Origin of the sequence: Campylobacter concisus (assembly GCF_002913945.1) — a bacterium.
Taxonomy (GTDB): domain Bacteria; phylum Campylobacterota; class Campylobacteria; order Campylobacterales; family Campylobacteraceae; genus Campylobacter_A; species Campylobacter_A concisus_P.
This window is the reverse complement of sequence record NZ_POZK01000005.1, coordinates 29,981-56,667: the sequence shown is the minus strand read 5'-3', so window position 1 is coordinate 56,667 and position 26,687 is coordinate 29,981. Positions and strand designations below refer to the sequence as shown.

Sequence of the window (26,687 nt, the reverse complement as noted above, 5' to 3'; positions counted from 1 at the left end):
CCAAATTAAGAGGAAATATGAGATTTAAAAGCTTATTTAAACTCTCTCTTGCAGCAGGCATAGCAGTTTGTGCAAACGGGGCAGACGAGAGTGTATTAAGCGGAGTTGAGGTAACAAGTAGCAGTGGCGGATATGGCGTTGATGACATCAAAATTTCAACTAGAAACGCTGGTCTTGTAAAAGATGTGATGAGGGACATCCCTGGCGTCTACGTGGGCGGCACAAACGGTATGAATCAAAAAAATTTACATGAGGGGTGTTAGTGACCGCGGCCTAAACATCGCAGTAGATGGCGCAAAACAAAATGGAAACACGTTTCACCACAACGCTGACTTAATAATCGACCCAGATCTTATAAAAGCCGTTGATGTCGAAGTTGGCTCAAGGTCAGTAGTAAACGGCTCAGGCGCACTTGGTGGCTCGGTCGCCTTTAAAACGGTTGACGCAAAAGACTTGCTAGAAAGTGGTGAGATCATCGGTGCAAAGATAAAGACAGGATACGCCTCAAATAATAGCGAATTTTCTCAAGGTCTTATGCTCTTTACTGCACCGGTTGATGGGCTTGACTTTATAGCTGCTATTAATCACAAAGGCTACGACTACGGCAAAAGTGGTAATAAAAGAAAGATAGGCGGTGACGGAAACGACCTTAGCTATCTTCTAAAGCTTGGCTATAGCTTCCTTGATGCACATAGAATTTCTATCTCAAGAGAGCATAATGAATTTAAAGGCATGTATCCAATGAGAGCCGAGTTTGGCAGCTGGTATACTGGTGATTATCCTGTTGATAACCGAAAATATGAACGTGATACTACAACGCTAAAATACGAGTATAAACCAAGTGATCTTCTAAATTTAGATGTAACGGTATACAACACTGAGCATAAAAAAGATGACCCGGTCTTAAAAATTTTAGGCGTAAAAACAAACGGCATAAATGCAAAGGCTAAGAGTATAGTCGAGACCGGCGCTTTGACGCAGACGCTTAGATACGGCGCTGAGTTTTATCAAAGTAAAAATTTCAACAAACCAGATAATCACTACCCAGAAAAGGTAAATAACTACTCAGTTTATGCAGAAGATGCGCTAAATTTTAGCTCGCTCACCATCACTCCAGGCATCAGATATACTCATCACGAGCTAAAAAGCTACGACGGCAGAGCTGGAAATGTAAGGAGCTACACCTATAAATTTAATGAATTTACCCCAGCGCTTGCGCTTGATTATGAGATCATTAAAGGGCTACACGCATTTGCAAGCTACGCAAGAGTCTTTAGAGGGCCTGACGTAATAGAGTCTATGTATGCAGGTAGAGCAAAAAATTTTGAAGCAAATAAAGATCTAAAAGCGACCACTGGTAATAGCTATGAAACTGGTCTTAAATACCATGGCGATATAAATGAAGCTAGCTCATATAGCCTTTCCGCAAAATATTTCATGACAAAATATAAAAATTTAATAGTTGATAACAACGCAGCAAATGGAGCTTTAAAGAGGATAAACGCTGGTGGAGCTGATATAAGTGGCGTAGAGCTACTTGCAAGGCTAAATTTAGACGCACTAAGCCTAGCTGCTAGCTACACTCATCAAAATGTAAAATATAAAGATAGGGTATTGACATCTTGTCGGCCAGGAACTGTTGGGCCTTGCTATTCGACCTCAAATGTCATCGGTTACCGCGATCAGGGCGATAAATATACATTTAACGCAGAGTACGCATTTTCTAGCATCGATACGCTAATAGGCTACAACCTAATCTACTTTGCCTCTAAAAATACCGTCTCAGCTGGCGATGATAAAAATGTCAAGATACCAAGCTATGCAGTTAGCGATATCTATGCTACCTATGCGCCAAGTAGCGGTAAATTTAAAGGACTAGAGATAAATGCTGGAATTTATAATCTATTTAACAAAGCATATGCTTCGCATTCTCAAAGGATAGCTGACTACACAGGCAATCAAAATACGATAGACTGGGAGCCAGGTAGAAATTTCAAAGTAAACGTCTCTTATAAATTTTAACTTCACGGCAAGGGGAAACTCTTGCCAAATTTCTCTTTTACACAGGTAAAATTTCACTTTCTACTTTTTGCTGTTTGATTTAAATTTAATATAGTATCATTTGGGCGACTAAACTTTTTTGGGAGAAAAAATGAGGCAGAAGCACTTTGAAGTGGTAATTGTCGGAGCAGGCATTAGTGGGACGGCGCTCTTTTATGAGTTGGCTGCATTTAGCGACATAAAAAAAGTCGCACTTTTAGAAAAATATGACGGTGTAGCTACTCTAAATTCAAACGGCAAAGGCAACTCACAAACCATTCATTGTGGCGATATCGAGACAAACTACACACTAGAAAAGGCGAAAAAAGTCTCTCGTGTGGCAAATATGCCAGTAAAATATGCTCTAAAATACAATCTAGAGGGCAAATATATGTTCGCTCATCAAAAAATGGCACTAGCTATCGGAGATACCGAAGTAGAGCGCATGAAAGAGAGATATGAGAGTTTTAAGGAGCTTTTTCCTTACCTTGAAATTTATGACAAAAAGAAGTTAAAACAGATCGAGCCAAACGTCGTTTTTGACGCAAATGGTAATGAGAGGCCAGAAAACATCATCGCCATAGGCACGCAAAATGGGCAGTTTACGACGATGGACTTTGGTGGCTTAGCAAACTCACTTGTGCAAAATGCGCTAAATTTAGGCGCAGATGGCTATGAGATCAGCCTAAACTCAGAAGTAACTGATATAAAAAAGGCGGGCGATACATTTCACATAAAGATAAATGATGGCGAAGTGATCACTGCAAACTACGTTGTAGTAGATGCTGGAGGACACTCGCTATTTTTAGCTCACAAAATGGGTTATGGGCTTCATCTTAGCACACTGCCCGTTGCTGGAAGCTTTTATTTCGCAAAAAAACGCTTACTAAACGGCAAAGTCTATATGGTGCAAAACGATAAGCTCCCATTTGCCGCGCTTCATGGCGATCCAGATATCTTAGCTAACGGCAACACTCGCTTTGGACCAACAGCCCTAGTCATACCAAAACTAGAGAGATACCACGGCTGTTCAAGCTTTTTTGACTTTTGTAAATGCCTAAAATTTGATAAAAACATCTTTGAAGTCTTTACAAATCTCTTAAAAGATAGCGACATCAGATCTTATATTTTAAGAAATTTCTTATTTGAAGTGCCATTTATCAATAAAAAAGAATTTGTAAAAGATGCTAGAAAGATCGTACCAAGCCTAAGTGAAAACGATCTGAGCTATGCTATAAATTTTGGCGGCGTAAGACCGCAAGTTATCGACCGTAATAAAAAGTGCCTTGAGCTTGGCGAGGGCAAGATAAGCACAGGCGAGGGCATAAGTTTTAATATGACTCCAAGTCCTGGGGCTACGAGTTGTTTTGAGATAGCAAGAATTGATATGATCGAAGCCTGTAAATTTTTAGGTAAAAATTTTAACGAAGAAAAATTTAACGCCGAGTTTTTTGAATAAAAATGGGAGTGTTTGATATTTTTAAAAAAGGTGCGGATATGCCAAAAACAGCACAACAAAGAAAAGATGAAAGTATAAAAATTTTAAAAAAAGAGGGCGTGGCTGTGCTTGAGAGTCTGCCACTAAGGTATGACAATAGTGAAGTTACGCCAAGAAGCGTTGATGAGATCATTGCTCGTGCGGTTTGCTCATTTACAGCGATCATGTGTGCTTGCACTATCCGCGATAATGGCCACCTAAGTGAAGATGAGATAGCCTGGGCTAAAGACTTTTTGGGCGATTTTTATAATGACCTAAGTGTAAAAGAAAAAGAGGTCGTAGAGGGCAGGGCTGATATAAATTTGACCGTAAATATGGGCTGGAAGTATGAGTCACTTTGGATCTTGCTTTGGGCGCTTGGCATCGCAGAAGATATCGGTGAGATGGATAAAATTTGTGACTGTGATTTTGTGATGAATGTCTTTAGAGAAGGCGGACTAAAAAATCGTTCAAAACTACGCAGTTTGGATGAAATTTTAAGCAAACTTGACCTAGTTTATCGTTATCACTGGGCGTGTGTAGATGCTAGGATAAATGGCAAAAAGGTTGCTGGACTTGACGAAGAGGTCGTTATGGAAAGACGTGCAGGGCTTGAGTGGCTATGTTGCAAAGGGCAAGAAAATGATGACATAAAGGCCGAATTTAACGCTTGGGATCATCCTGATCTAAATACGTAAATTTATATTTTTGCACTAAAATAAGCCAAAAATGAAAGGAAAAATATGAAAATTTTAGTAACTGGAACAGCTGGATTTATAGGATTTCACCTTGCAAATGCCCTTATAGCACGTGGCGATGAGGTCGTTGGATATGATGTAATAAATGACTATTACGACGTAAATTTAAAGCTTGCACGCCTAAAAACGGCTGGCTTTGACGTGAGCGAGATAGAGTATGGCAAGCTAATCACCTCAAAAACGCATCCGAATTTAAAATTTATAAAAGCCGACTTGGCCGACGAAAAGACTATGAAAGAGCTTTTTACTAAAGAGAAATTTGACGTAGTGGTAAATTTAGCCGCACAAGCTGGCGTTCGCTACTCGCTCATAAACCCAAAAGCCTACATAGATAGCAACATCACTGGCTTTACAAATATCCTAGAATGCTGCCGTCACAACGAGATCAAAAACCTAGTCTATGCAAGCTCTAGCTCGGTTTATGGACTAAATGAGAACATGCCTTTTTCTACGCACGAAGCGGTCAATCACCCAATAAGTCTCTACGCAGCGACCAAAAAGAGCAACGAGATGATGGCTCACACTTATAGTCATCTATTTAACGTGCCAACGACTGGACTTCGCTTTTTTACAGTTTATGGACCATGGGGACGCCCTGATATGGCGCTATTTTTGTTTGTTGATGCTGCGCTTAAAGATAAAACTATCGATGTTTTTAACTATGGCAAGATGAAGCGTGACTTTACCTACGTGGACGACATCGTAAAGGGCATCATTAAGTGCATAGATAACCCTGCTAAGCCAAATCCAGCTTGGGATGCGAAACACCCAGATCCTGCCACTTCAAAAGTACCATTTAAAGTCTATAACATCGGAAACAACAGCCCAGTTGAGCTCATGGACTACATCAAGGCTGTTGAGATAAAGATCGGCCGTGAGATCAAGAAAAATTTTCTCCCACTTCAAGCAGGCGACGTGCCAGCGACATTTGCGGACGTGAGCGATCTGGTGGCCGACTTTGACTACAAGCCAAATACAAAAGTAAATGACGGCGTGGCTAAATTTGTCGAGTGGTACTGCGAGTTTTACGGAGTTAAGATTTAAGGGACGCAGATGAGGCGATGTGAATGGGCAAAAGGCGAGCTTGATATAGCTTACCACGATAATGAATGGGGCAAAGTCGTAAAAGATGATAGAAAATTTTTCGAAATGATAGTTTTGGAGGGCTTTCAGGCGGGACTTTCATGGCATGGAGTGCTTCAAAAAAGAGAGGCAATGAGAGCGGCGTTTGATGGCTTTGATCCAGAGAAGATCAAGCATTACGGCGAGGCTGAGATAGCTAAATTTATGCAAAATGAGAGGCTGATTCGTAACCAATTAAAACTAAAATCACTCTCTGCAAATGCCCTTGCATTTTTATCCGTAACCAAAGAATTTGGCAGCTTTTATGACTATTTGTGGGGATATTTATTAAAAAAATTTGATTCCAAATTTGACGGCAAGCAGATCATAAATCACTATCAAGATATCAAACAAGTGCCAGCCACTACGCCTATGTCAGACTTTGTGGCAAAGGAGCTAAAAAAGCGAGGGTTTAAATTTTTAGGCTCAGTTAGCACCTATGCATTTTTGCAAAGTGTGGGCGTTGTAGACGATCATATGGATTATTGTTTTTGCAAGGCAAAAGCTTGATTAGAATAATTTTTGTGGCTTTAGCCCTTTTAAATTTTGCATTTTCTCTTGATTTGCTGCGCCTTAGCGAGTATAAAGATCAAAATGTCAGTGGCTGGCTAGCTAGCGAGAAGCTTGATGGCGTGCGTGCCTACTGGGACGGAGAGAATTTACTATCAAGACAGGGCAAAAAGCTAAATGCACCGCTAAGTTTTACTAAAAATTTCCCAAAATTTGCACTCGATGGCGAGCTTTACGCAAAGGAGCTTAAGTTTGAAGAAATTCAAGCAACAGTGATGGATAAGTTGCCCGATGAAAAAGCTTGGAGAAGGCTTAAATTTCACGTTTTTGACGTGCCTGAGGCAAGTGGTGGCTTGCTTGACCGTCTTGAAGTTTTGGCTAAATTTCTAAAAAATAAGCCAAATGAAAATTTGATCATCATAAAACAGATAAAAATGCGAGATAACGCTCAATTTTTAAAATTCACAGAGGACATTATTGTAAAAGGCGGAGAGGGAGCAGTCGTGCGTGAGCCAAATGTGCCGTACGAGCGAAAAAGAAGCAAAAATGCACTGAAATTTAAGAAATTTAAAGATGCCGAGTGTGAAGTGACCGCTATAAACAAAGGCAGCGGCAAATACGCAAAATTTGCTGGCTCGCTTACCTGCAAAGCACTTGGTGACAAGCAGGATGAAGAAAAAGCTGGTGAGCCAAAATCTGGCACTATCTTTAAAATAGGCTCAGGACTAAGCGATGAAAAGCGCCGAAATCCCCCAAAGATAGGCTCTATCATCACATATAAATTTCAAAATTTAACTGCTAATGGTAAGCCAAGATTTCCAATATTTTTAAGGGTTAGAGAAGATTAAAATTTATTCAAAAGCCTTGCTTTACTTTTGCTTTACCCTATTTTTGATAAAATTAACCACTTTTTACGAAAGGCTTAAACTTGAAAATTTTAGTAACAGGTGGTGCTGGATACATCGGCAGCCACGTAGTAAAAGCACTTTTAAAGCAAGGTAAAGATGAGATAACCATCATCGACAATCTCTGCAAGGGTTCACAAAAAGCACTTGAGGCACTCCAAAAAATCGGAAATTTTAAATTTATAAACGCAAATCTAGAAGATGATCTAAGTGAAATTTTTGAAAATGGTAAATTTGATGCGATCATCCATTTTGCAGCGTTTATTGAGGTTTTCGAGAGTATAAGTGAGCCGCTAAAATACTATCTAAACAACACCGCAAACGTTGCGAGGGTGCTAAGATGCGCAAAAACTTATAATGTAAATAAATTTATATTTAGCTCAACTGCCGCAGTTTACGGCGAGCCAGATGTGGCAGAGGTTAGCGAAACAACGCCTACAAACCCAATAAACCCATACGGCAGAAGCAAGCTTATGAGTGAGCAGATCATTAAAGATTACGCCGCTTCAAATGAAAATTTTAAATTTGCAATACTTCGCTACTTCAACGTAGCAGGTGCAGACGAAGAGGGACTTATCGGTCAAAACTATCCAAATGCCACACACCTTATCAAGGTGGCTGTGCAAACTATACTTGGCAAGCGCGAGAGTATGGGCATTTTTGGTGATGACTACGCGACAAAAGATGGCACATGCGTAAGAGACTACATTCACGTTAGTGACCTAGCAGACGCTCACATAAGCGCGCTTGACTACATCAGCCAAAATGGAAGTGAAACTTTTAACGTGGGATATGGCAGAGGATTTAGCGTAAAAGAGGTCATCGAGACTGCAAAAGAGGTGAGTGGGGTAAATTTCAAAGTGTTAAATGCGCCAAGAAGGGACGGCGATCCGGCTATCCTTATCTCAAACGCAAGCAAACTACGCTTGTTAACAAGCTGGAAGCCAAAAAGAGATGATCTAGCTCTCATCATAAAAACCGCCCTTGAGTGGGAAAAGAAAAATTAAGGACAAGTATGAAAGTAGCAGTAATCGGAACTGGATATGTTGGGCTAGTAAGTGGTGCATGCTTTGCCAAAATGGGTAACAGCGTGATCTGCGTCGATGTCGATGAAAAAAAGATCGAGGCACTAAAAAACGGCGTCGTACCGATATATGAGCCAGGGCTTGCTGATATCGTGAGCGAGTGCTACAAAAATGGTTCGCTTAAATTTAGCACGCAAATAACTGAGGCGCTAGAGCATGCAGATGTGCTATTTATCGCAGTTGGTACTCCTATGGGCGCTGATGGACAGGCGGATTTAAAATATGTCCTCTCGGTGGCAAAATCTATCGGAGAAAATTTAAGCAAACCGCTAATCGTAGTCGATAAATCAACCGTTCCAGTGGGCACTGGAGCTAAGGTGCATGAGGTGATCGAGGCTGAGCTTAAAAAGAGAAATATAGAGGTTAAATTTGAAGTCGTTTCAAACCCAGAGTTTTTAAAAGAGGGCGCTGCGGTTGAGGATTTTTTAAAGCCAGATCGCGTGGTTATCGGAGCTAGTAGTGAGTGGGGCTTTAGCGTGATGAGAGAGCTTTATGAGCCATTTATGAAAAATCACGACAGGCTCATTTGCATGGACGTAAAGTCAGCCGAGATGACAAAATACGCTGCAAATTCGATGCTGGCAACAAAGATAAGCTTCATAAACGAGATAGCAAATATCTGTGAACGCGTGGGTGCTGATGTAAATTTAGTAAGAAAAGGTATCGGCAGCGACTCGAGGATCGGATATAGCTTCATCTATCCAGGCTGCGGATACGGCGGTAGTTGCTTTCCAAAAGATGTCGAGGCGCTCATCTATACAGCTAGGCAAAATGGCTTTGAGCCAGAGCTTTTAAACGCGGTCGAGTCAAGAAATAAGGCTCAAAAAAGAGTGCTGTTTGATAAAATTTATAACTTCTTTGGTGGCGATCTAAAGGGCAAGACGATTGCGCTTTGGGGGCTTGCGTTTAAACCAAACACGGACGATATGCGCGAGGCTAGCTCGCTAACTTTGATAAAACTTTTGGATGAGGCTGGCGCAAAAGTGGTGGCGTACGATCCAAAAGCAAGCGAAGAAGCTAAAAAATATATGCCAAATTTAGATGTAAAATACGCTAAAAATAAATACGACGCTCTTAATGGCGCCGATGCAATGGTGCTTGTAACCGAGTGGAGCGAGTTTAGATCGCCTGATTTTATGGAGATCAAAGAGAGGCTAAAAAATGCTGTCATATTTGACGGGCGAAATCAATACAACGCTAAAATTTTGGCTGAGCATGGATTTAAGTATTTCCAAATCGGAGTAAAGGCATGAGAAAATTTTTACTTTTTATCGCGGCTTTCGCGCTTCCATTTGCACTTTTAGCAGGCGAAAACGTGCCAAAAACCGAGGAAAATATTTTTGAGTTACCTATCTCAAAGATGCCGCCTGATTATTTTAAATACGAAGTCGCATTTTTTAAAGAGATAGAAATCGACTGCAACTTCGCCTTTTTGCTTGGTGGAAAGCTCGAGGAAAAAGAGGACGCGCGCGGGATTTATTACGAATTTAGCGGCGGTGACGAGCTAGCGCAAACGATGATGCTCTGCAAGGACGGAAAGAAAAAGAGGCGGGTTTATTACGAATTTACTAAAATTTTACCAGGCATTAGCCCTATTAGAATCATAACTCCAAAAGGTGTAAGTGCGGAAATAAGAATGTATGAACGCGTAAAAAAGATAGAAGCAAAAAAGAAAGGAAAAAGTAAATGAAAATAGCAGTAGTAGGACTTGGATATGTGGGACTTCCACTAGCAGCAGCTTTTAGTGAAAAGTACGAAGTAGTCGGCTTTGACGTAAATGCAAAACGTATAGAAGAGCTTAAAAGTGGCTATGATAGAACGCTTGAGCTTAGCAATGAGCAGATGAAAAAAGCGATCGATAATGGCATGAAATTTAGCCTAAATTTAGAAGACATTAGAGATTGCAACTTCTTTATCGTAACCGTTCCAACACCTATAGACAAGAACAAGCGCCCGGACCTAACACCAGTGGTAAAAGCTACGCAAAGTGTAACAAAAGTGCTTAAAAAGGGTGACATTGTTGTTTATGAAAGCACCGTTTATCCAGGCGTTACAGAAGAAATTTGCGTGCCGCTACTTGAAGAGAGCGGACTTAAATTTAATAAAGACTTCTTCTGCGGCTACTCTCCAGAGCGCATAAACCCAGGTGATAAAGAGCACACTGTTACAAAGATCAAAAAGATCACAAGTGGCTCAACTCCTGAGATCGCAGACAAGGTCGATGAAATTTATCGCTCTATCATCACAGCTGGCACTCACAAAGCTTCAAGCATCAAAGTGGCAGAGGCCGCAAAGGTCATCGAAAACACTCAGCGCGACATCAACATTGCCTTTATAAACGAGCTTGCGATGCTCTTTGAAAAGCTTCACATCAACACCATAGACGTGCTTGAGGCTGCAGGTACGAAGTGGAATTTCTTAAATTTCCGCCCAGGACTAGTTGGCGGTCACTGCATCGGCGTAGATCCATACTACCTCACTCACAAAGCTCAAGAGGTAGGCTACAACCCTGAAATGATCCTAGCAGGTCGCCGTATCAACGATGATATGGGCAGATACGCAGCCGATCAAGTGATAAAACTAATGATAAGAAAAGGTGTGCTTATCAACAAAGCGCGCGTGCTTGTTCTTGGTATGACATTTAAAGAAAATTGCCCTGATATAAGAAATTCTCGCGTTATAGACGTAGTTGATGAGCTAAAAGACTTTGGCTGCAAGGTCGATGTGACCGATCCTTGGGCTGATAGCACTGAGGTAAAACACGAGTATGGCTTTGATCTAGTAAAAGAGTATAACCTAGATGACTACGACTGCATCGTGATCGCCGTAGCTCACAATGAGTTTAAAAAGCTAAATTTAAAAGGCCATTTAGTTTATGATATAAAAAATATCTACCCAGAGGCTGACGCTAGACTGTAAGGAATTTAGTGCACAAAGTAAGCATAAATTGTAAAATTTTACTTATATTTCTGGCTGCTTATTTGTTTGGATTTGCGGCTAGAATGCTTTGGGTATTGTGGGCAAAGGATATGCCAGAGTTTTACTTTAATGGCGAATTTATGCTTACGACAAATGACGCATATTATTACGCAGAGGGCGCTAGAGATATGCTGGCTGGCTTTCATCAGCAAAATGACTTTAGCCCCTTTAATCACTCAATCTCAACCATAGTTTTTTATATTTGCAAAATTTTTCCTTTTAAGATCGAAAGCGTGATGTTTTACATGAGTATCTTTTTAGCTCCTCTTATTGCACTTCCAGTCATTTTAATATCAAATGAGTTTAAGGCGCTAAAAGCTGGGGCTGTGGCAGCGTTTATGAGTGTTATCTTGCCAAGCTATCTTTCAAGGACATCGCCTGGATATTTTGATAGTGATATGTTAAATGTCACATTTGCACTTTTTATCATCTATTTTTTGATCAGGCTTTTAGACACAAATGAACAAAAATTTATCGTTTTGCCTGGAGTCTTTATATCGCTTTATCTTTGGTGGTATCAAAGCTCATATGCACTTATTTTAAGCATTTTCTTTATGTTTTTGCTATATACGCTAGTTTTTATGCGAGATAGAGTGCAAAATTATCAAGCGATATTTTTTATGTTTATAAGCATCGTAAGCTCAAATATTTTTAACTAAAGATCCACTAATAGCAAATAAAATTTTGATTTTTAATTTAGCAGTTATTGCTTTATTTTTCTCTCTTTTTTGCAAATATAAAAATTTACTCTCAGCTAGAAATTTAGCCATTTTTCTTACTTTAATGCTAGCTGCTTTTATCTATTTTGGTGGTTTTGATTTCATTACTTCAAAAATGGGTATTTATGTTTTTAAAGGTAATGAAATTCTTAGCGATAAATTTCACTTTATAAATGAATATAATTTCATCAGCGAAGTAAAAAGTGCTAGTCCTTTGTATTTTATATATTTTATGTCAGGAAATATTCTTATACTGCTGGCAGCTATTATTGGATACTTATTACTTTGCTTGAAATTTCGTCCATTCTTACTTACATTACCAATGCTTGGACTAGGGCTTCTCTCTTTCTTTGGTGGAGTTAGATTTGTTATGTATGTAACACCACTTATTGCACTTGGTTTTGGGTATTTCTTGCATTTTTTTTTAAATTTATTTGATCTTAGAAAATCTATTAAAAATTTATCATTTTTAGTTTTTGCCGTAGCCGCTCTTGCTATAAATTTAGATTTTGCTTATTCATATAGGCCAAAGACTGTAATTAGCCGTGATGAAGCAGCGGCACTTGATGGGCTCAAAAAGGTAGCAAAGCGCGATGATTATGTACTTTCATGGTGGGATTACGGGTATGCTATAAGGTATTTTGCTGATGTTATGACTTTAAACGATCCTGGCAGGCAAGGTGGCGAAAATAATTATTTTGTTAGCCTTGCTTTGAGAAAAGATGAGGCATTTTCGGCTAGACTTGCAAGAGTGGCAGTTACGTATAATGACATCTCACTTTGGCAAAATATAAGGCCAATAGATAAAATTTTAAAAGACTACAACACAAGCGATATAAATACTTTTTTAAGTCAGCTTGAAAGCGAAAATTTCACTCTGCCAGCTGCAAAAAAAGAGGTTTTTTACTATCTTGTGCCAAATATGATTGACATCGCACCAAATATCTTTAGATATAGCTATATCGATATTACAACTGGTAAAAGGCAAAAAGAGAATTTTTATCATGTTAGTGTATTAAATGGTGTTAGCGAAGCTAGTATCGACCTTGGAGATGGTTATATTTTACCTACAAATGAGCAAAAATTTATCATACATAACGGTGAAAAAATAGCCGTAAAATCATTTTATAAGGTAAAAGGTGCCGGAAGAGATTTGCGAATAGATGAAAAAATCATAGATGAAAACGCCAAAATTTATGTGGTTTTTTTGGAAGATTATGCGCGGATATTGTTGCTTGATGAAAATGCTTTTAACTCATCTTTTGTGCAGCTTTTTATATTTGAAAAGGCCGATGAGAGATACTTTGAGCCATTTATCATTTCAAATGGCGTAAAAATTTATAGGTTAAAAGTCTAATGCTAATCAATCTAATAAGCTCGATCGTCGTTTTTGTCGTATCAATGGGCATAAATTTCTTTCTTACGCCATTTATCTTAAAAAGTCTTGGCAATGAGGCTTTTGGCTTTGTAGGCCTTAGTAACGCCATCGTAAGCTACGCAGCAGTCGTGAGCGTGGCGATCAACTCGGTCAGTGGGCGCTTTGTCGCTCATGCGTGGCACAAAAAAGATCTAAGCCTTGCAAATACCTACTACTCATCAGTCATTGTTGTAAATATCTTCTTTTGCGCCGTTGTCGTGGTGCTTAGCTCCATTTTTATACTAAATTTGCAAAGCTTTTTAAACGTCCCTGAAAATTTACTCTTTGACGTGAGAATGACCCTTGTTTTTTACTTTATAAATTTCTGCGTTGGGCTATTTAACGGCGTTTTGACGGTCTGCGCCTTTGTGACAAACAAGCTCTATCTACTCTCCATCAGAAACGCCATCTCAAGCGCGATCCTAGCAGCCCTCATCGTGGCGCTCTTTTTCTTTTTTAAGCCATTTATCTCATACATCGCCATTTCAGCGCTAGTTGCTAGCCTTTTTGTCTTTTTTAGCACCATTTTTATGTCAGCTCGCATCACACCGGAGCTAAAATTTAGCCTTAGTAAATTTGACTTTTCTAAGATCAAAGAGCTTTTAAGCTCTGGCATTTGGAACAGCTTTAATGCGCTAAACCGCATACTTTTAACAGGCATGGACCTATTTATCTGCAACATCTTTGTAAATGCAAACGCCACTGGCCTTCTTTCTGTCGCCAAGGCCGCCCCTATCATACTGGAGAGCTTTGTAGCGCAGCTTAGCGGTATCTTTGCGCCAAAATTTGTCGAGCTTTACTCTAAAAATTTGATCACGGACCTCATAAAAGAGGCTAAATTTTCAATGAAGGTGATCGCCTTTGTGATGAGCGCTCCGGCCGCATTTTTCGTCGTTTTTGGGCTTGATTTTTACACGCTTTGGCTACCTTTTAAAAGCGCAGATGAGGTCAAATTTATCTACAACGTCTCGATGATCACACTTGTGCCGATCGTCTTTATAAGCTTTGTCTTTTCGCTTTTTAACCTTGATAGCGCAACAAACAAGCTTCGCCGACCAGCCATTGCCAACACTATCCTTGGCGTTAGCACGATCATAGCGCAGATCGCACTGCTTAAATTTAGTGACTACGGCGTTTATGGTATCGTCATCGTCGCAGCTATTTTTTATAGTATAAGAATTCTTGGCTTTGACCTCATAAATGCCGCCTTAAATTTAGAGGTGAAGCTCACCACCTTTTACGGGGTTTATTTTAAAAATTTAGCCGTTTTTGCGCTTTGCGTGCTTGCGATGTTTGCTTGCAAGGACTTTGTGAGCCTAGATAACTGGCTAAAATTTGCTATCTTTGCTGCGATATACGCCAGCGCAGCTTATGTTTTGGGATATTTTTTGTTTTTTAATGCCTTCGAGCGAGGCATAGTCTGGCGTAAAATTTTAAAAAAATTTAAAAGGTCTTAAATGGATGAAATTTACCTGATCTCTTTGGCTAAAGATACCAAAAGGCGCGAGCTTTTGCAGCAAAAATTTAGCTCTTATGATAGCTTTAAGCTAATAGACGCAGTTGATGGCAGGGAGCTAAACGCGAGGGAATACTACAAGATCATTTCGCCATCATTTAAAGCTTATGGCAAGGTTTTAAGCCCAGCAGAGGTTGGCTGCTCGCTCTCGCACGTAAAAGCTTACGAGGCATTTTTGGCGAGTGAAGCTAAATTTGCCCTCATCTTTGAAGATGACGTGATCGGAGATGATGAGGCGATAAAAGAGGCCTTTTTAGCAGCTAGCAAGATGCCTGAAAACAGCGTGCTGATATGTGGCATGCAAGATGGGCTGGAGGGCAGGTTTAGTGCCTTTGGCAAAAAGGTGGATACTAGCCTAAGTAAGCCACTTTGGCAGGTCTCAAAACACTCATTTTCAAGCATTTATAGAGCAGGGGCTTATGTGCTAACTAAAAAAAGTGCTAAAAATTTGCTTGAAATTCATAAGCGTGCGCTTTGTACGACCGATGTTTGGGACTATTTACTAGGCGTTAATGATATGCAGATGTATTTTTGCGATCTTTTTGCGCACCCAACAGATCTTAGTGGCTCAAACATCGAGGGCGAGCGCCTTGAGAGAGGTTATAGCGCAAATTTAAAGGCCTATATAAAAACATTTAAATTTATACTTTTCTCACGGCTTGAAAAGCTTCGAGGCTATGAGAGAATTTTTAAAAGGGGCTAGATAATGGGGCCGTTAATAAGCATAGTAACCGCGACTTACAAGCGTCCAGAGCTTTTACAAAAGGCCATAAAAAGCGCTCTAGCTCAAAGCTATAAAAACCTAGAGATTATAGTAACTGACGACGGCGATGACGAGAGTGCAAGCGAAATTTGCAAGAGTTTTAACGATGCTAGGATCAAATTTGTAAAAAACAGCGCTCACAAAAAAAGTCCAAATGGCAACAAAAATAACGGCTTTGACAATGCAACAGGCGAGTTTGTCTGCTTGCTTGATGATGACGATGAGCTTTTGCCAGAGGCGATTGCTTTGTGTTATGAAATTTTAAAAAGTGGCGAGTATTCGTGCGTTTTTGCAGACGCGATCTGCGAAAAAGATGGCGTGATGACCGAGATGATAGCTGGTAGAAGCCCATATAACAAGAGTGGGGCGATGAGCAAGGTTGATTATCACTGCGGGCGGATAAATGGCGAGTATTTTAAGCTTTTTTCGCGTGAATTTATAGACGGCTTTAGATTTGATGAGAGTAGTTTTGGCGGCGAAAATGAGCTTTATATCCGCTTTTTTGAAAAAAATGTCTTTTATCTTAAAAAGCCACTTTACGTCTACCGCATCGCAAGAAGCGATAGTGCTACGCTAAATGCCGGCAAGCACGCATTAAACGTGGCAAACGCCTACATAAAAACAGCAAATTTGCACTACGACATCGCTATAAAAAATGAGCCAAAATTTCTAGCTATGCAGTATAAAAACGCCGCTTACTACGCCAAAATAGCGGGCGAATATGGCCTTATGCTAAGGTGTATCTTTAAAAGCCTTAGCATTAAATTTAGTAAAGAAGCGTTTATTTTCTTACTGCTTTGCCCGCTTCCAAGTGGCATTTTACCAGCACTTTCAAAGCTTAGAGTGAAGATAAAACAAAGGTTTGGTGTATGAAGATATTATTTGTCACATCAACGCTTAGAAGTGGCGGTGCAGAGCGAGTTTGCGCGGTGATCGCATCAAGATTTAGCATGGATCATGATGTAAGCCTTGTTAAATTTGACAAAGACGAGCCATTTTACGAGCTAGCAAGCGGCGTGAAGCTCATAAATTTAGGCGTTGGGGCTGATGAGCTTGGCTTGGTTGGAAATTTAAAAAAGAGAGTTTTAAAGGTGCTTGCTTTAAGAGCGCTCATACGAGAGGGCAAATTTGACGCTGTGATATCATTTTTAGACGCCGTAAATACCTTGGTTCTCTTTAGTTCAGCCGGACTAAAAACGCCTATAATCATAAGCGAGCACACAAACTATCTTGCGCCAAAAAGAGCCATTTTCAAGGTGCTAAGACGCATAAGCTATCCATTTGCAAACGCACTTAGCGTCTTAAGCGACGAGGATCTAGACTACTACTCTAAATTTTGCAAAAATGTGATGAAAATTTACAACCCGCTCTTTGAAGAGGTGCGCAGTGAGGGCTTTGCTAAAGAAAATTTAATCATCTTTGTTGGCAGACTAAATAAGATAAAAAACTGCGAAATGTTTGTAAGAGTGGCTGCAAATTTAAAGCAAAGCGGCTATAAATTTGCTGTCGCTGGAGATGGTGGCGAGAGAGCAAATTTAGAAAATTTAGCCAAAAGCTTGGGCGCTGATGTTGAATTCTTAGGCAATGTAAGCGACATCGCTTCGCTTTATAAAAGGGCAAAGGTGTTGCTCTCTTGCTCAAATTTCGAGGGTCTTGGAAATACCTTGATAGAGGCGATAAACTATGACTGCGTGCGGGTTGCTACAAGAACTAGCGGGGCAAAAGAGCTTATAAAAGATGGTTTTGATGGCTTGCTTTGCGAGATAAATGACGCTGATCAGATGAGCGAAAAGCTTGCAAATTTGATCCAAAATGAGGCAAAGATGGGCGAATTTGTCAAAAACGCAAGGGCTAGACTTGATGAGTTTAGTGTGGAGCAAATTTATAAAAAATGGCTGGAGCTTTTAAGGCTTGGAGGTGTGAAGTGAAAATTCTTTTTGTCATAGCCGCACTTAGAAATGGTGGGGCTGAGCGCGTGCTAAACGTGCTAGCAAATGAGCTTAGCAAGGACAATGAGATCACTATCGCCCTGCTTGAAGAGGATCTTGGACTTTATAAATTTAGTGAAAAAATAAATATCATAAATCTTAACGTCGCTGGCTCAGGGCTCGCTTTAAAATTTAAAAAAATCCTCGCTCTTAGAGCGCTTTTTAAGGAGCAAAGGGCTGATCTGATAATTAGCTTTATCGACTGGACAAATGTCGCTTGCGTGCTGGCAAATGCTGGGCTAAAGAGCAAACTAATAGCAACTGAGCATCACGAGCACAGCTATCTAAAAAGTAAGATCGCAAGCGCTATGCGTGATATTAGCTACCGTTTTGTAGATGGCTTAAGCGTGCTAAGTAAAAGCGACTACGACTACTATAAATTTGCCAAAAACCGCGAGGTCATCCACAACCCACTTTTTATCGAGGTGCCTGAAGTTTGCGAGAAGCAAAACGTTATATTGAGCGTGGCAAGGCTGGAGGAGGTAAAGGGATATGATATCTATTTTGAAGCGCTTAGCAAGGCGGATAAGAGCTTACTTGATGGCTGGGAGATAAAGATCGCAGGCAGTGGCAGGCAAGAAGCGCAACTGAAGCAAATGGCGTCAAATTTAGGGCTTAACGTCAAATTTCTAGGTCACATGAATGACGTTACAAAGCTTTATAGCGAGGCAAAAATTTTCACTCTTAGCTCAAGAAGCGAGGGGCTTTCAAATGTGTTAATCGAGTCAGGTGCCTTTAACTGCGCTAGGCTAAGTAGCGACACCGTGGGCGCAAGAGAGCTTATAAATGACGGCACGGACGGGCTTATCTTTAAAAATGGCGACGCAAATAATCTAAAAGAGAAGCTTGAAATGCTTTTAAAAGATGAAAATTTAAGGCAAAAACTAGCAAAAAACGCCAGTGAAAGTGCAAATTTATTCAGCAAAGAAAACATTATCAAACAGTGGCGAGAATTTATAAAAAAGGTTGTTAACAAGTGAAAAAATTAGCCGTTTTTTTATACTCGATGGGGCCTGGCGGGGCTGAGCGAAATGTGGCAAATTTACTGCCATTTTTGGTTAAACGTTATGAAGTTCATCTCATCTTAATGAGCAAGGTCATCGCTTACGAGATCCCAAGCGAGGTGCAGATCCACTTTATAGAAAATAGCGATCCTTACGAGAGCGGGCTAAAGAAGCTTGCAAGGCTCTTTTTAGCGATGCCAATGCTTGCATTTAAGTATAAAAAGCTCTGTCAAAACTTAGGCATCGACACGCAGTTTGTGCTGATGAACCGCCCATGCTATATCGCTGGGGTTGCTAGGATATTAGGGCTAAAGTCAAGGCTAGTTATCAGCGAGCGAAGCTGCCCGTCTATCCTATATAAAAACGATCTAAGCGGCAGGGTTAATAAATTTTTACTCACTCATCTTTATAAAAAAGCTGATCTCATCCTCGCAAATGCAGCTGGCAACAAAGAGGATCTGGTGCGAAATTTTAGCATGAGCGAGGCTAAGACAAAGGTGCTTTATAACGCCCTTGATCTAAAAACTATAAATTTGCTAAAAGATGAGCCGCTTGAGAGCGATTTTAAGCCATTTTTCATAAACATAGGCCGCCTTGATAGCGGTAAAAATCAAGCCATGCTAATAAAAATAATAGCATCTATCAATGACCCTCGTGCCACGCTTGGCATCCTTGGTAAAGGGCCTTTAAAGGATGAGCTGCAAAATTTGATAGACAAATTTGGCGTGGGCGAGCGAGTAAAGCTTCTTGGCACTGATAAAAATCCTTTTAGGCATATAAAAAACGCCTCTTGCTTGCTTTGTGCTTCGCGTTTTGAGGGCTTTTCAAACGTCTTGCTTGAAGCGCTTGCATGCGAAAAAACTATCATTTCAACCGAGCATAAAAGCGGCGCAAAGGAGCTTTTGGGCGAGAGCGAGTTTGGCATCTTGGTGCCTGTCGATGACGAAAATGCGATGAAAGAGGCGATGATAAAGGTGCTTAACGAGCGTGAAATAAGGCAAAATTTTGAAAATGTTGCGTATAATCGGGCTAAATTTTTTGATAGTGAAAACATAGCGATCGAGCTTATAAATTTTTTGGAAAATCCTAATGAATAGAAATTTGTTTTTTAAAAATTACTCTTTATACCTTATGATATTTGCCGCAGTCATCTTTGGCATGGTTTGCAGGCTTTACTGGGTCTTTTGGGCGAGCGAGTATCCAGTCTTTTTCTGGAACAACGAGCTGATGATCAGCACAAACGACGGCTACGCATTTGCCGAGGGCGCAAGGGATATGTTAGCTGGCTTTCACCAAGAAAATGACCTTAGCTACTACGGCTATCCGCTTTCGACGCTTACTTACTGGATCGTGAAATTTCTAGGCGTCAAGCTTGAGACGGCGATGATTTATATGAGCGTTTTTTTCTCGTCGCTTGTCGCTGTGCCTGTCATCTTGATCGCAAATGAGTATAAGCTAAAATTTGCTGGCTTCATCGCCGCACTTCTTGCAGTGATCGCAAATAGCTACTACAACCGCACGATGGCAGGCTATTACGACACTGACATGCTCATCATCCCACTTAGCGTCTTTGTCGTCTGGGGACTTATTAGAGTACTTGAGAAAAAGGACGCAAAGAGCCTGATAATCGCCCCTTTAAGCGCGCTTATCTATATGTGGTGGTATATGAGTGCGTTTTCTCTTATTAGTATTTTAACTGGGCTATTTTTACTTTACACGCTCATTTTTGATAGGAAAAATCCACTTTTTTACCTTGAAATTTCGCTGCTTTTACTTGCTATCTCAAACCTTGATCTAGCTCTTAAATTTATCGCTGTCATCGCTATTTACGCACTTTGTCTATTTAAAAAAGAGGTGATAAATTTAAAAATTGCTCTTGGTGTTTTGGCAGTTATATTTATAGTTTTTATCATCCGTGGCGGGCTAAATCCGATAATCTTTCAGCTTAAATTTTACGTCTTTAGAGATGCGCCTGAAGTTGGCGGCATGAGCTTTCACTTTTTTAATGTCAATCAAACTATCCAAGAGTCAAGCGTCGTTGATTTTACGCTATTTTGCGAGAGGATCAGCGCAAATGTCATCACATTTTTGATCTCGCTTGTTGGCGTCGCTCTATTTTGCTACAAGCACCGCTCATTTGCTGTTTCGCTTGGCATGCTGGCACTTGGCTTTTTGGCCTTTAAAAGTGGCCTTAGATTTACCATTTATGCTGTGCCTATCATGGCACTTGGCTTTGGCTACTTAGTAGAGTTCGTGCTTGCAAATTTAAAGCTAAAAGGAGCAGTGCTAAATCTTGCGAGAGCTTTTATAATCGTGCTCGCCTTAACTCCGGCACTCATTCATATCTATGGTTACAAAGCTGAGCCAGTTTTTGTGCACAAAGAGGTTGAAATTTTAAATAAGCTAAAAAGTATCGCGGATCGCGAGGACTACGTGGTTGCGTGGTGGGACTATGGATATCCGATTAGATATTACAGCGATGTTAAGACGCTCATTGACGGCGGAAAGCACCTTGGACGTGAAAATTTTGCCGTGAGTTTTGCGCTTGGAAGCGATGAGATGAGCTCGGCAAATATGGCAAGACTCGATGTAGAATACACTGAGCGAAATTTCAAAGAGCACTTTAATGGCAACTTGGCTCAAATTTTAAAAGATAGAAATTTAAGCGTTGATCAGTTTTTTAGCGAGATAAAAGAGGCAAATTTTAGCCTACCAGCAAAGAGCAGAGAGATATATTATTACCTGCCAGATAGGATGCTTAGCATTTTTCCGACCATTTTGCAGTTTAGTAAGATCGATCTAAAAAGTGGTAAAAACCTAAACAACGGACTTTTCATCACCACTAGAGCGATCTCGCAAAGCGAAAAGGGCATTAGGCTAAGTGGCGGATTTACTCTAACAAGTGATGTCACAAATTTGATCTATGATGGCAATGTCTTACCACTAAGATCTTTCATAGAGACCGACTACAACGAGGCTGGCAAGCTAAATGTAAAAGAGTATAAAAATAATGAAAGTTCAAACATTTCTGTCATTTTTATGAGGGATTATGGCAGATTTATCATCCTTGATGAGAGCATTTTAAATAGTGCCTACATCCAGCTTTTCGTGCTTGAAAGATACGATCCTAAGGTCTTTGAGCCAGTCATACTTGACGGGGCGGCAAAAGTTTATAGGCTAAAGAGGTAGATATGGCAAGGATAGGATTTTTAAGCCACGCTGATATGAGCATACACTTTTTTAGACGCCCTATCATGCAGGCTTTAAAAGATATGGGGCATGAGGTTTTTGCTATCGCTCCAAAAGGAAATTTCACTAATGAGCTTGCTAAAAGCTTTCACACCGTCACCTACGAGCTTGATAAGGCGAGCCTAAATCCACTAACCGTGATAAATAACTCAAAAAAACTATCTCAAATTTTAGGCGAGCTAAATTTAGACCTGCTTCAAACTGGCGCTCACAAGTCAAATGTCTTTGGCACTTTTGCTGCTAAAAACGCTGGCATAAAATACGTGATAAATTTGGTCGAAGGCCTTGGCAGCTTTTATATCGATGATGATATTAAGACAAAGGCTGTGCGTTTTGTCATGGAGAGCCTTTATAAGCTCTCTTTTGCAAAAGCTGATGCTTGCATCTTCGTAAATGACGCAGATCCAGACTATCTGATCTCAAAAAATTTGATAGATAAAAGCAAAGTGTATCGCATAAAAAGTGTCGGCGTCGATACTGCGAAATTTGACCCAGCTATCACGCAGGCAGCGGACTTGGGTGAAAAAAAGGTGGTTCTTATGATCGCAAGAGCCATGTGGCACAAGGGCGTTCGTGAATTTTATGAGGCAGCAGAAATTTTAAATGGCTACAAAAACTGCGAATTTGTCTTTGTGGGCGAGGGCTTTGCTGGTAATAAATCAACCGCAGACGAGAGCTTTTTAAAAGGTGGCAAGGTGCGATATCTCGGCGCTAGAAATGACATACCACAGCTTTTAAAGGCTTCTTACTTGCTAGCACTTCCTAGCTACAAAGAGGGTTTTCCAAGAACGGTTTTAGAGGCGATGAGCATGGCTAAAGCAGTTGTCGCAAGTGACGTGACAGGCTGTAATGAAGCTGTAAAAGATGGCTACAACGGACTTTTATGCAAGGTAAAAGATGCAAGCGATCTTGCTAGTAAGATAAAAATTTTACTTGATGACGAAGCACTTTGTGCTAAGCTTGGAGCAAATGGCAGGGACTGGGCAGTTAGTGAGTTTGACGAGAAGCAAATCGCAAAAAGATATATAGAAATTTATAGGAAATTTATAGATGTATAGAAATTTTTTAAAGAGGGTGATCGATATTTTAGGGGCTTTGTTTTTGCTCATTTTAACATCGCCTATCATCATAGCAACGGCGATTTTTATCTATTTTAAGGTAAGCCGCGACGTCATTTTTACGCAGGCAAGACCAGGGCTTAATGAGAAAATTTTTAAAATTTATAAATTTAAGACGATGAGTGACGAGCGTGACGCAAATGGTGAGCTCTTGCCAGATGAACAGCGTCTTGGTAAATTTGGTAAACTTATCCGCTCGCTTAGTCTTGATGAGCTGCCACAGCTTTTTAACGTGCTAAAGGGCGATATGAGTTTTATCGGGCCAAGGCCGCTTTTGGTTGAGTATCTGCCCATCTATAACGAAACACAAAAGCACCGCCACGACGTACGTCCAGGTATCACAGGCCTAGCACAGGTAAATGGCAGAAACGCCATAAGCTGGGAGAAAAAATTTGAGTACGACGTCTATTACGCTAAAAATTTAAGCTTTATGCTTGATGTAAAGATCGCATTACAGACCATCGAAAAGGTGCTAAAACGAAGTGGCGTCAGCAAAGAGGGGCAGGCTACGACGGAGAAATTTAATGGCAAAAACTAAGAAAATTTACATCTACGGAGCAAGCGGGCATGGCCTTGTAGTAGCTGACATCGCTAGAAATAATGGCTATGATGAGATAGTTTTTTTAGATGATGCTAGCGAGCGTAAATTTAGCCCAGAGCTTGAAAAAGCTGACATCATAATAGCCATTGGCGACAATAAAACAAGGCAAAAAATTAGCCAAAAAGTAGAGGCTGCTGGCTTTGATATAGTAAATTTGATCCATAAAAGTGCGGTTGTGAGCGAAAGTGCTGTGATAGAAAAAGGCGTAGTTGTCATGCCAAATGCCGTTATAAACGCAAAAGCTCACATAAAAGAGGGCGCTATCATAAATTCTGGCGCGGTGATAGAGCATGAGTGTGTGATAGGCAAATTTGCTCACATCAGCCCAAATGTAGCTCTTGCTGGAAACGTTAGCGTGGGCGAATTTACGCATGTTGGTATTGGCTCAAGCGTTATTCAAGGTATAAGCATCGGCAAAAACTGCATCATTGGCGCTGGAAGTGTGGTTATTAGAGATATAAAAGATGGCACAAAGGCTTACGGCGTGCCAGCATGCGAGCGCGCTAAGATATAAATTTAAAAATAAGTGCTAAAATCGCCAAAAAATTACGAAAGGGATGAAATGGATAGGGTTTTTTTATCTCCACCAAATATGAGCGGAAAAGAGCAGGAATATATAAAAAAAGTTTTTGAAAGCAACTATATAGCGCCACTTGGCGAGTATGTTAATAAATTTGAAGATAGCATAAAAGCTTACACCGGAGCAAAAGATGCTCTTGCACTAAGCGCTGGAACGGCGGCGCTTCACCTAGCACTTCGTGTCCTTGGCGTAAAAGATGGCGACTTTGTGCTGGCTTCTAGTTTTACTTTCATGGCTTCAGTCTCGCCTATACTTTATGAAAAAGCAACTCCAGTCTTCATCGACTGCGACGAGAGCTGGAATTTAAGCCCAGAACTACTTAAAAAAGCGATCTCAAATTTACCTAAAAAGCCAAAGGTATTGGTCGTCACTCATCTTTACGGGCAAGCTTCAAAGATGAAAGAAATTTGTGAAATTTGCCAAAACGAGGGCATCTCTTTAGTTGAAGATGCAGCTGAAGCACTTGGTGGATTTTACGTTGGTAAGGCGCTTGGCACATTTGGTGTGATGGGTGCATATAGTTTTAACGGCAACAAGATCATCACCACTTCAGGCGGAGGTATGCTAGTTGGCGACAAGGATTTTGTAGAAAAAGCTAGATTTTACAGCACTCAAGCAAGAGAGCCACTGCTTCACTACGAGCACAAAGACTATGGCTACAACTATCGCTTAAGCAACGTATTAGGTGCTATTGGCGTGGCTCAGATGGAAATTTTGGAAAAAAGAGTCGAGCAAAAGAGAAAAGTCTTTGAAATTTATGAAAAAGAGCTTGTCGATATTTTAGAATTTATGCCAGAACTGCCAAATTCTCGTGGTAACAGATGGCTCACAACTGGCGTTTTTGCTAAAAAAGATGCACATTTAAAAGTTATCAAAGCACTAGCAGATGAAAATATTGAGAGTCGCCCACTTTGGAAGCCTATGCACTTGCAGCCTGTCTTTAAGGGTGCGTTAAGCTTTATCGATGGATATAGCGAAGATCTATTTTCAAGAGGAATTTGCTTGCCAAGTGGCAGCGATATGAGCGAACAGACACAAGAAAGAGTGATAAAAATAGTCAAGGAAAATGCGTAAATGTTTCATGCAACGAAGTTAAAAAGGCTCGTATTTTTCCTTCTTGGCGATGTTTTTATATTTATCTTTTCGATATATGCGGCTTATCTTTTAAGATTTAACGCTGACATCCCAGATATCTACGTGCAAGGGCTTTTTGTAACGGCTGGATTTTTGATCGTTTTTAAACTATTTTTCATGTGGATGTTTAAAATTTACAAGGTGCCGTGGAGGTTTTTTGGATTAAATGAAGCAAGAAAAATTTTCCTAGCTCATGTTTGTTCAGCGGTTTTATTTACGATCATTTTTTTTATCATTCAAGATTTTTTAAATCCATATCCAAGAAGCGTTATTTTCATTGATCTTCTTATTTCATGTTTGCTTGTTGGGCTTTTAAGAATTTCAAAACGCATGGTGTTAGACTTTTCAAATAGACCTCACAAAGGTGAGCCTTGTATCGTTATAGGCGCAACGTCAAAAGCGCTTCACGTCTTGCGTGGCTTAAAACAAGGGTATCTTGATTATTACGCAGTTGGTGTGGTAGATGGCAGGAGTGATCTTATTGGCACTTATTGTGATGGATTTTTAGTGCAAGATAAAAAAGAGATACCAAGCCTTATAAAAGATTATGACACAAAGACTGCTATCATAGCACTTGCGCTAGATCAAGATGAGCTTCAAGCTCTAGTTGATGAGCTAAGTGGATATGGCATAAGAGATATGAAACTCTTCTCTCTTATTGAAAATGAGCCGATCAAGGATATCTCGATCGAAGACTTGCTCGCTAGAAAGCCAAAAGATTTAAACCCAGAAGCTATTTCAAATTTTTTAAAAGATAAAAGAGTACTTGTCACTGGAGCAGGAGGCAGTATAGGAAGTGAAATTTGTAAGCAGTGCTTAAAATTTGGTGTAAGTGAGCTTATAATGGTTGAGCACAGCGAGTTTAACCTTTATAAAATAGGCGAAGATACAAAAGATAAAAGAACTATTAGTAAGCTTGTAAATATCACAAATTTAAAGGACTTTGAAGAAGTTTTTGAAGAATTTAGACCAGAGATCGTCATCCACGCCGCAGCCTACAAGCACGTGCCACTTTGTGAGCTAAATCCTCGCTCAGCAGTTGAAAACAACATCCTTGGCACAAAAAATGCAGTCGATCTTTCTAAAAAATATGGTGCTAAGAAATTTGTCATGATCTCTTCAGACAAGGCTGTGCGCCCAACAAACATAATGGGCACAACCAAGCGTATTTGCGAGCTTTACGCACTAAATTCAAATGAAGCAGGTGTATGCGAGATAGTTTGCGTGCGCTTTGGTAACGTCCTTGGCTCAAGTGGCTCAGTTATACCTAAATTTAAAGCACAGATCGCTGCAAATAGGCCACTAAGCGTCACTCATCCAGAGATCACAAGATATTTTATGCTTACATCAGAAGCTTGTCAGCTAGTCCTTCAGGCAGCCTCCATTGCAAAAGGTGGTGAGCTTTTCGTGCTTGACATGGGCGAGCCTGTTAAGATCGTCGATCTTGCTAAAAAGATGCTTCTACTTTCAAACAAAGAGCATCTGGGTATCGAATTTGTGGGTCTTAGACCAGGCGAGAAGCTTTATGAGGAGCTGCTTATCAACAAAGATGACGTTCAAACTAAGTATGAATCGATCTTTGTGACGCATTCAGAGCCTTACGATTTAGCGCTTTTAAACTCGCAGATAAGTGAGCTTTTACAGCTTGAGGATAATGAGATCGCACCTGCACTTAAGGTGATCGTGCCTGAGTTTAATCATGCATTAAATTTAAAAGGCTAG

24 protein-coding genes and 1 pseudogene are annotated in these 26,687 nt (G+C 40.3%); all 25 read left to right on the top strand.

The window, feature by feature from the left end; all coding sequences use genetic code 11:
- Positions 1-263, top strand: a pseudogene (locus tag CYP64_RS10170) (hypothetical protein); the annotation flags it as partial.
- Complete coding sequence (locus tag CYP64_RS01100; protein WP_258032883.1) at positions 250-2,022, top strand: TonB-dependent receptor domain-containing protein; 1,773 nt, start codon at positions 250-252, stop codon at positions 2,020-2,022. The pseudogene CYP64_RS10170 and the gene CYP64_RS01100, both read left to right, overlap by 14 nt.
- Positions 2,023-2,152: 130 nt before the next feature.
- Positions 2,153-3,499 (top strand): FAD-dependent oxidoreductase, encoded by a 1,347-nt coding sequence (locus CYP64_RS01095; RefSeq protein WP_103648362.1) that lies wholly within the window; start codon positions 2,153-2,155, stop codon positions 3,497-3,499.
- Between the two features lie 38 nt (positions 3,500-3,537).
- Complete coding sequence (locus CYP64_RS01090) at positions 3,538-4,215, top strand: DUF4272 domain-containing protein (RefSeq protein WP_258032882.1); 678 nt, start codon at positions 3,538-3,540, stop codon at positions 4,213-4,215.
- A gap of 45 nt (positions 4,216-4,260) precedes the next feature.
- The gene (locus CYP64_RS01085) at positions 4,261-5,319 is read left to right on the top strand and encodes an NAD-dependent epimerase (protein ID WP_103648360.1); all 1,059 of its coding nucleotides are present in this window, start codon (positions 4,261-4,263) and stop codon (positions 5,317-5,319) included.
- A gap of 9 nt (positions 5,320-5,328) precedes the next feature.
- Positions 5,329-5,907 (top strand): DNA-3-methyladenine glycosylase I, encoded by a 579-nt coding sequence (locus CYP64_RS01080; protein WP_103648359.1) that lies wholly within the window; start codon positions 5,329-5,331, stop codon positions 5,905-5,907.
- Positions 5,907-6,755, top strand: coding sequence for a DNA ligase (locus CYP64_RS01075; protein ID WP_103648363.1), 849 nt, complete (start codon positions 5,907-5,909; stop codon positions 6,753-6,755). Before CYP64_RS01080 ends, CYP64_RS01075 begins: the two co-directional genes overlap by 1 nt.
- 80 nt (positions 6,756-6,835) lie before the next feature.
- Positions 6,836-7,819 carry a UDP-glucose 4-epimerase GalE gene (gene galE, locus CYP64_RS01070; protein WP_103648358.1) on the top strand — a complete coding sequence of 328 codons (984 nt, stop codon included), beginning with the start codon at positions 6,836-6,838 and terminating at the stop codon, positions 7,817-7,819.
- A gap of 8 nt (positions 7,820-7,827) precedes the next feature.
- Positions 7,828-9,150, top strand: coding sequence for a UDP-glucose dehydrogenase family protein (locus CYP64_RS01065; protein ID WP_103648357.1), 1,323 nt, complete (start codon positions 7,828-7,830; stop codon positions 9,148-9,150).
- A complete protein-coding gene (locus CYP64_RS01060) occupies positions 9,147-9,587 on the top strand; it encodes an ecotin family protein (RefSeq protein WP_103648356.1) in 441 nt (146 codons plus the stop codon). The genes CYP64_RS01065 and CYP64_RS01060 overlap by 4 nt, the downstream gene beginning before the upstream one ends.
- The gene (locus tag CYP64_RS01055) at positions 9,584-10,816 is read left to right on the top strand and encodes a nucleotide sugar dehydrogenase (protein WP_103648355.1); all 1,233 of its coding nucleotides are present in this window, start codon (positions 9,584-9,586) and stop codon (positions 10,814-10,816) included. Before CYP64_RS01060 ends, CYP64_RS01055 begins: the two co-directional genes overlap by 4 nt.
- Positions 10,817-10,824: 8 nt before the next feature.
- A complete protein-coding gene (locus CYP64_RS01050) occupies positions 10,825-11,535 on the top strand; it encodes an STT3 domain-containing protein (RefSeq protein WP_103648354.1) in 711 nt (236 codons plus the stop codon).
- Positions 11,536-11,560: 25 nt separating this feature from the next.
- Positions 11,561-12,952: an STT3 domain-containing protein gene (locus CYP64_RS01045; protein WP_103648353.1), complete on the top strand. Its 1,392-nt coding sequence runs from the start codon at positions 11,561-11,563 to the stop codon at positions 12,950-12,952.
- The gene (locus tag CYP64_RS01040) at positions 12,952-14,469 is read left to right on the top strand and encodes an MATE family efflux transporter (RefSeq protein WP_103648352.1); all 1,518 of its coding nucleotides are present in this window, start codon (positions 12,952-12,954) and stop codon (positions 14,467-14,469) included. The genes CYP64_RS01045 and CYP64_RS01040 overlap by 1 nt, the downstream gene beginning before the upstream one ends.
- Positions 14,470-15,231 carry a glycosyltransferase family 25 protein gene (locus tag CYP64_RS01035; protein WP_103648351.1) on the top strand — a complete coding sequence of 254 codons (762 nt, stop codon included), beginning with the start codon at positions 14,470-14,472 and terminating at the stop codon, positions 15,229-15,231.
- Positions 15,232-15,234: 3 nt separating this feature from the next.
- Positions 15,235-16,164 carry a glycosyltransferase family 2 protein gene (locus CYP64_RS01030; RefSeq protein ID WP_258032880.1) on the top strand — a complete coding sequence of 310 codons (930 nt, stop codon included), beginning with the start codon at positions 15,235-15,237 and terminating at the stop codon, positions 16,162-16,164.
- Positions 16,161-17,219, top strand: a complete 1,059-nt coding sequence (locus tag CYP64_RS01025) for a glycosyltransferase (protein ID WP_103648349.1) — start codon at positions 16,161-16,163, stop codon at positions 17,217-17,219. Before CYP64_RS01030 ends, CYP64_RS01025 begins: the two co-directional genes overlap by 4 nt.
- Positions 17,216-18,259 carry a glycosyltransferase gene (locus CYP64_RS01020; RefSeq protein WP_103648348.1) on the top strand — a complete coding sequence of 348 codons (1,044 nt, stop codon included), beginning with the start codon at positions 17,216-17,218 and terminating at the stop codon, positions 18,257-18,259. The genes CYP64_RS01025 and CYP64_RS01020 overlap by 4 nt, the downstream gene beginning before the upstream one ends.
- Positions 18,256-19,380: an N-acetylgalactosamine-N,N'-diacetylbacillosaminyl-diphospho-undecaprenol 4-alpha-N-acetylgalactosaminyltransferase gene (pglJ, locus tag CYP64_RS01015; protein ID WP_103648347.1), complete on the top strand. Its 1,125-nt coding sequence runs from the start codon at positions 18,256-18,258 to the stop codon at positions 19,378-19,380. Before CYP64_RS01020 ends, pglJ begins: the two co-directional genes overlap by 4 nt.
- The gene (locus tag CYP64_RS01010; RefSeq protein WP_103648346.1) at positions 19,373-21,472 is read left to right on the top strand and encodes an STT3 domain-containing protein; all 2,100 of its coding nucleotides are present in this window, start codon (positions 19,373-19,375) and stop codon (positions 21,470-21,472) included. The genes pglJ and CYP64_RS01010 overlap by 8 nt, the downstream gene beginning before the upstream one ends.
- 2 nt (positions 21,473-21,474) lie before the next feature.
- Entirely contained in the window at positions 21,475-22,590 is a 1,116-nt protein-coding gene (gene pglA, locus CYP64_RS01005; protein WP_103648345.1) for a N,N'-diacetylbacillosaminyl-diphospho-undecaprenol alpha-1,3-N-acetylgalactosaminyltransferase, read from the top strand.
- Entirely contained in the window at positions 22,583-23,188 is a 606-nt protein-coding gene (gene pglC, locus CYP64_RS01000) for an undecaprenyl phosphate N,N'-diacetylbacillosamine 1-phosphate transferase (RefSeq protein WP_021088589.1), read from the top strand. The genes pglA and pglC overlap by 8 nt, the downstream gene beginning before the upstream one ends.
- Positions 23,175-23,765 carry a UDP-N-acetylbacillosamine N-acetyltransferase gene (gene pglD / locus CYP64_RS00995; protein WP_103648344.1) on the top strand — a complete coding sequence of 197 codons (591 nt, stop codon included), beginning with the start codon at positions 23,175-23,177 and terminating at the stop codon, positions 23,763-23,765. The genes pglC and pglD overlap by 14 nt, the downstream gene beginning before the upstream one ends.
- A gap of 48 nt (positions 23,766-23,813) precedes the next feature.
- On the top strand, positions 23,814-24,905 hold the full coding sequence (gene pglE, locus CYP64_RS00990) for a UDP-N-acetylbacillosamine transaminase (protein WP_103648343.1): 1,092 nt from the start codon (positions 23,814-23,816) through the stop codon (positions 24,903-24,905).
- Entirely contained in the window at positions 24,906-26,687 is a 1,782-nt protein-coding gene (pglF, locus tag CYP64_RS00985) for a UDP-N-acetylglucosamine 4,6-dehydratase (configuration-retaining) (protein WP_103648342.1), read from the top strand.

Excerpts from the sequence above, each read along its gene's own strand:
- CYP64_RS01100 (WP_258032883.1), top strand. The coding sequence starts at position 250 with ATGAGGGGTGTTAGTGACCGCGGCCTAAACATCGCAGTAGATGGCGCA.
- CYP64_RS01095 (WP_103648362.1), top strand. The coding sequence starts at position 2,153 with ATGAGGCAGAAGCACTTTGAAGTGGTAATTGTCGGAGCAGGCATTAGT.
- CYP64_RS01090 (WP_258032882.1), top strand. The coding sequence starts at position 3,538 with ATGCCAAAAACAGCACAACAAAGAAAAGATGAAAGTATAAAAATTTTA.
- CYP64_RS01085 (WP_103648360.1), top strand. The coding sequence starts at position 4,261 with ATGAAAATTTTAGTAACTGGAACAGCTGGATTTATAGGATTTCACCTT.
- CYP64_RS01080 (WP_103648359.1), top strand. The coding sequence starts at position 5,329 with ATGAGGCGATGTGAATGGGCAAAAGGCGAGCTTGATATAGCTTACCAC.
- CYP64_RS01065 (WP_103648357.1), top strand. The coding sequence starts at position 7,828 with ATGAAAGTAGCAGTAATCGGAACTGGATATGTTGGGCTAGTAAGTGGT.
- CYP64_RS01060 (WP_103648356.1), top strand. The coding sequence starts at position 9,147 with ATGAGAAAATTTTTACTTTTTATCGCGGCTTTCGCGCTTCCATTTGCA.
- CYP64_RS01055 (WP_103648355.1), top strand. The coding sequence starts at position 9,584 with ATGAAAATAGCAGTAGTAGGACTTGGATATGTGGGACTTCCACTAGCA.
- CYP64_RS01040 (WP_103648352.1), top strand. The coding sequence starts at position 12,952 with ATGCTAATCAATCTAATAAGCTCGATCGTCGTTTTTGTCGTATCAATG.
- CYP64_RS01035 (WP_103648351.1), top strand. The coding sequence starts at position 14,470 with ATGGATGAAATTTACCTGATCTCTTTGGCTAAAGATACCAAAAGGCGC.
- CYP64_RS01030 (WP_258032880.1), top strand. The coding sequence starts at position 15,235 with ATGGGGCCGTTAATAAGCATAGTAACCGCGACTTACAAGCGTCCAGAG.
- CYP64_RS01025 (WP_103648349.1), top strand. The coding sequence starts at position 16,161 with ATGAAGATATTATTTGTCACATCAACGCTTAGAAGTGGCGGTGCAGAG.
- CYP64_RS01010 (WP_103648346.1), top strand. The coding sequence starts at position 19,373 with ATGAATAGAAATTTGTTTTTTAAAAATTACTCTTTATACCTTATGATA.
- pglA (WP_103648345.1), top strand. The coding sequence starts at position 21,475 with ATGGCAAGGATAGGATTTTTAAGCCACGCTGATATGAGCATACACTTT.
- pglC (WP_021088589.1), top strand. The coding sequence starts at position 22,583 with ATGTATAGAAATTTTTTAAAGAGGGTGATCGATATTTTAGGGGCTTTG.
- pglD (WP_103648344.1), top strand. The coding sequence starts at position 23,175 with ATGGCAAAAACTAAGAAAATTTACATCTACGGAGCAAGCGGGCATGGC.
- pglE (WP_103648343.1), top strand. The coding sequence starts at position 23,814 with ATGGATAGGGTTTTTTTATCTCCACCAAATATGAGCGGAAAAGAGCAG.
- pglF (WP_103648342.1), top strand. The coding sequence starts at position 24,906 with ATGTTTCATGCAACGAAGTTAAAAAGGCTCGTATTTTTCCTTCTTGGC.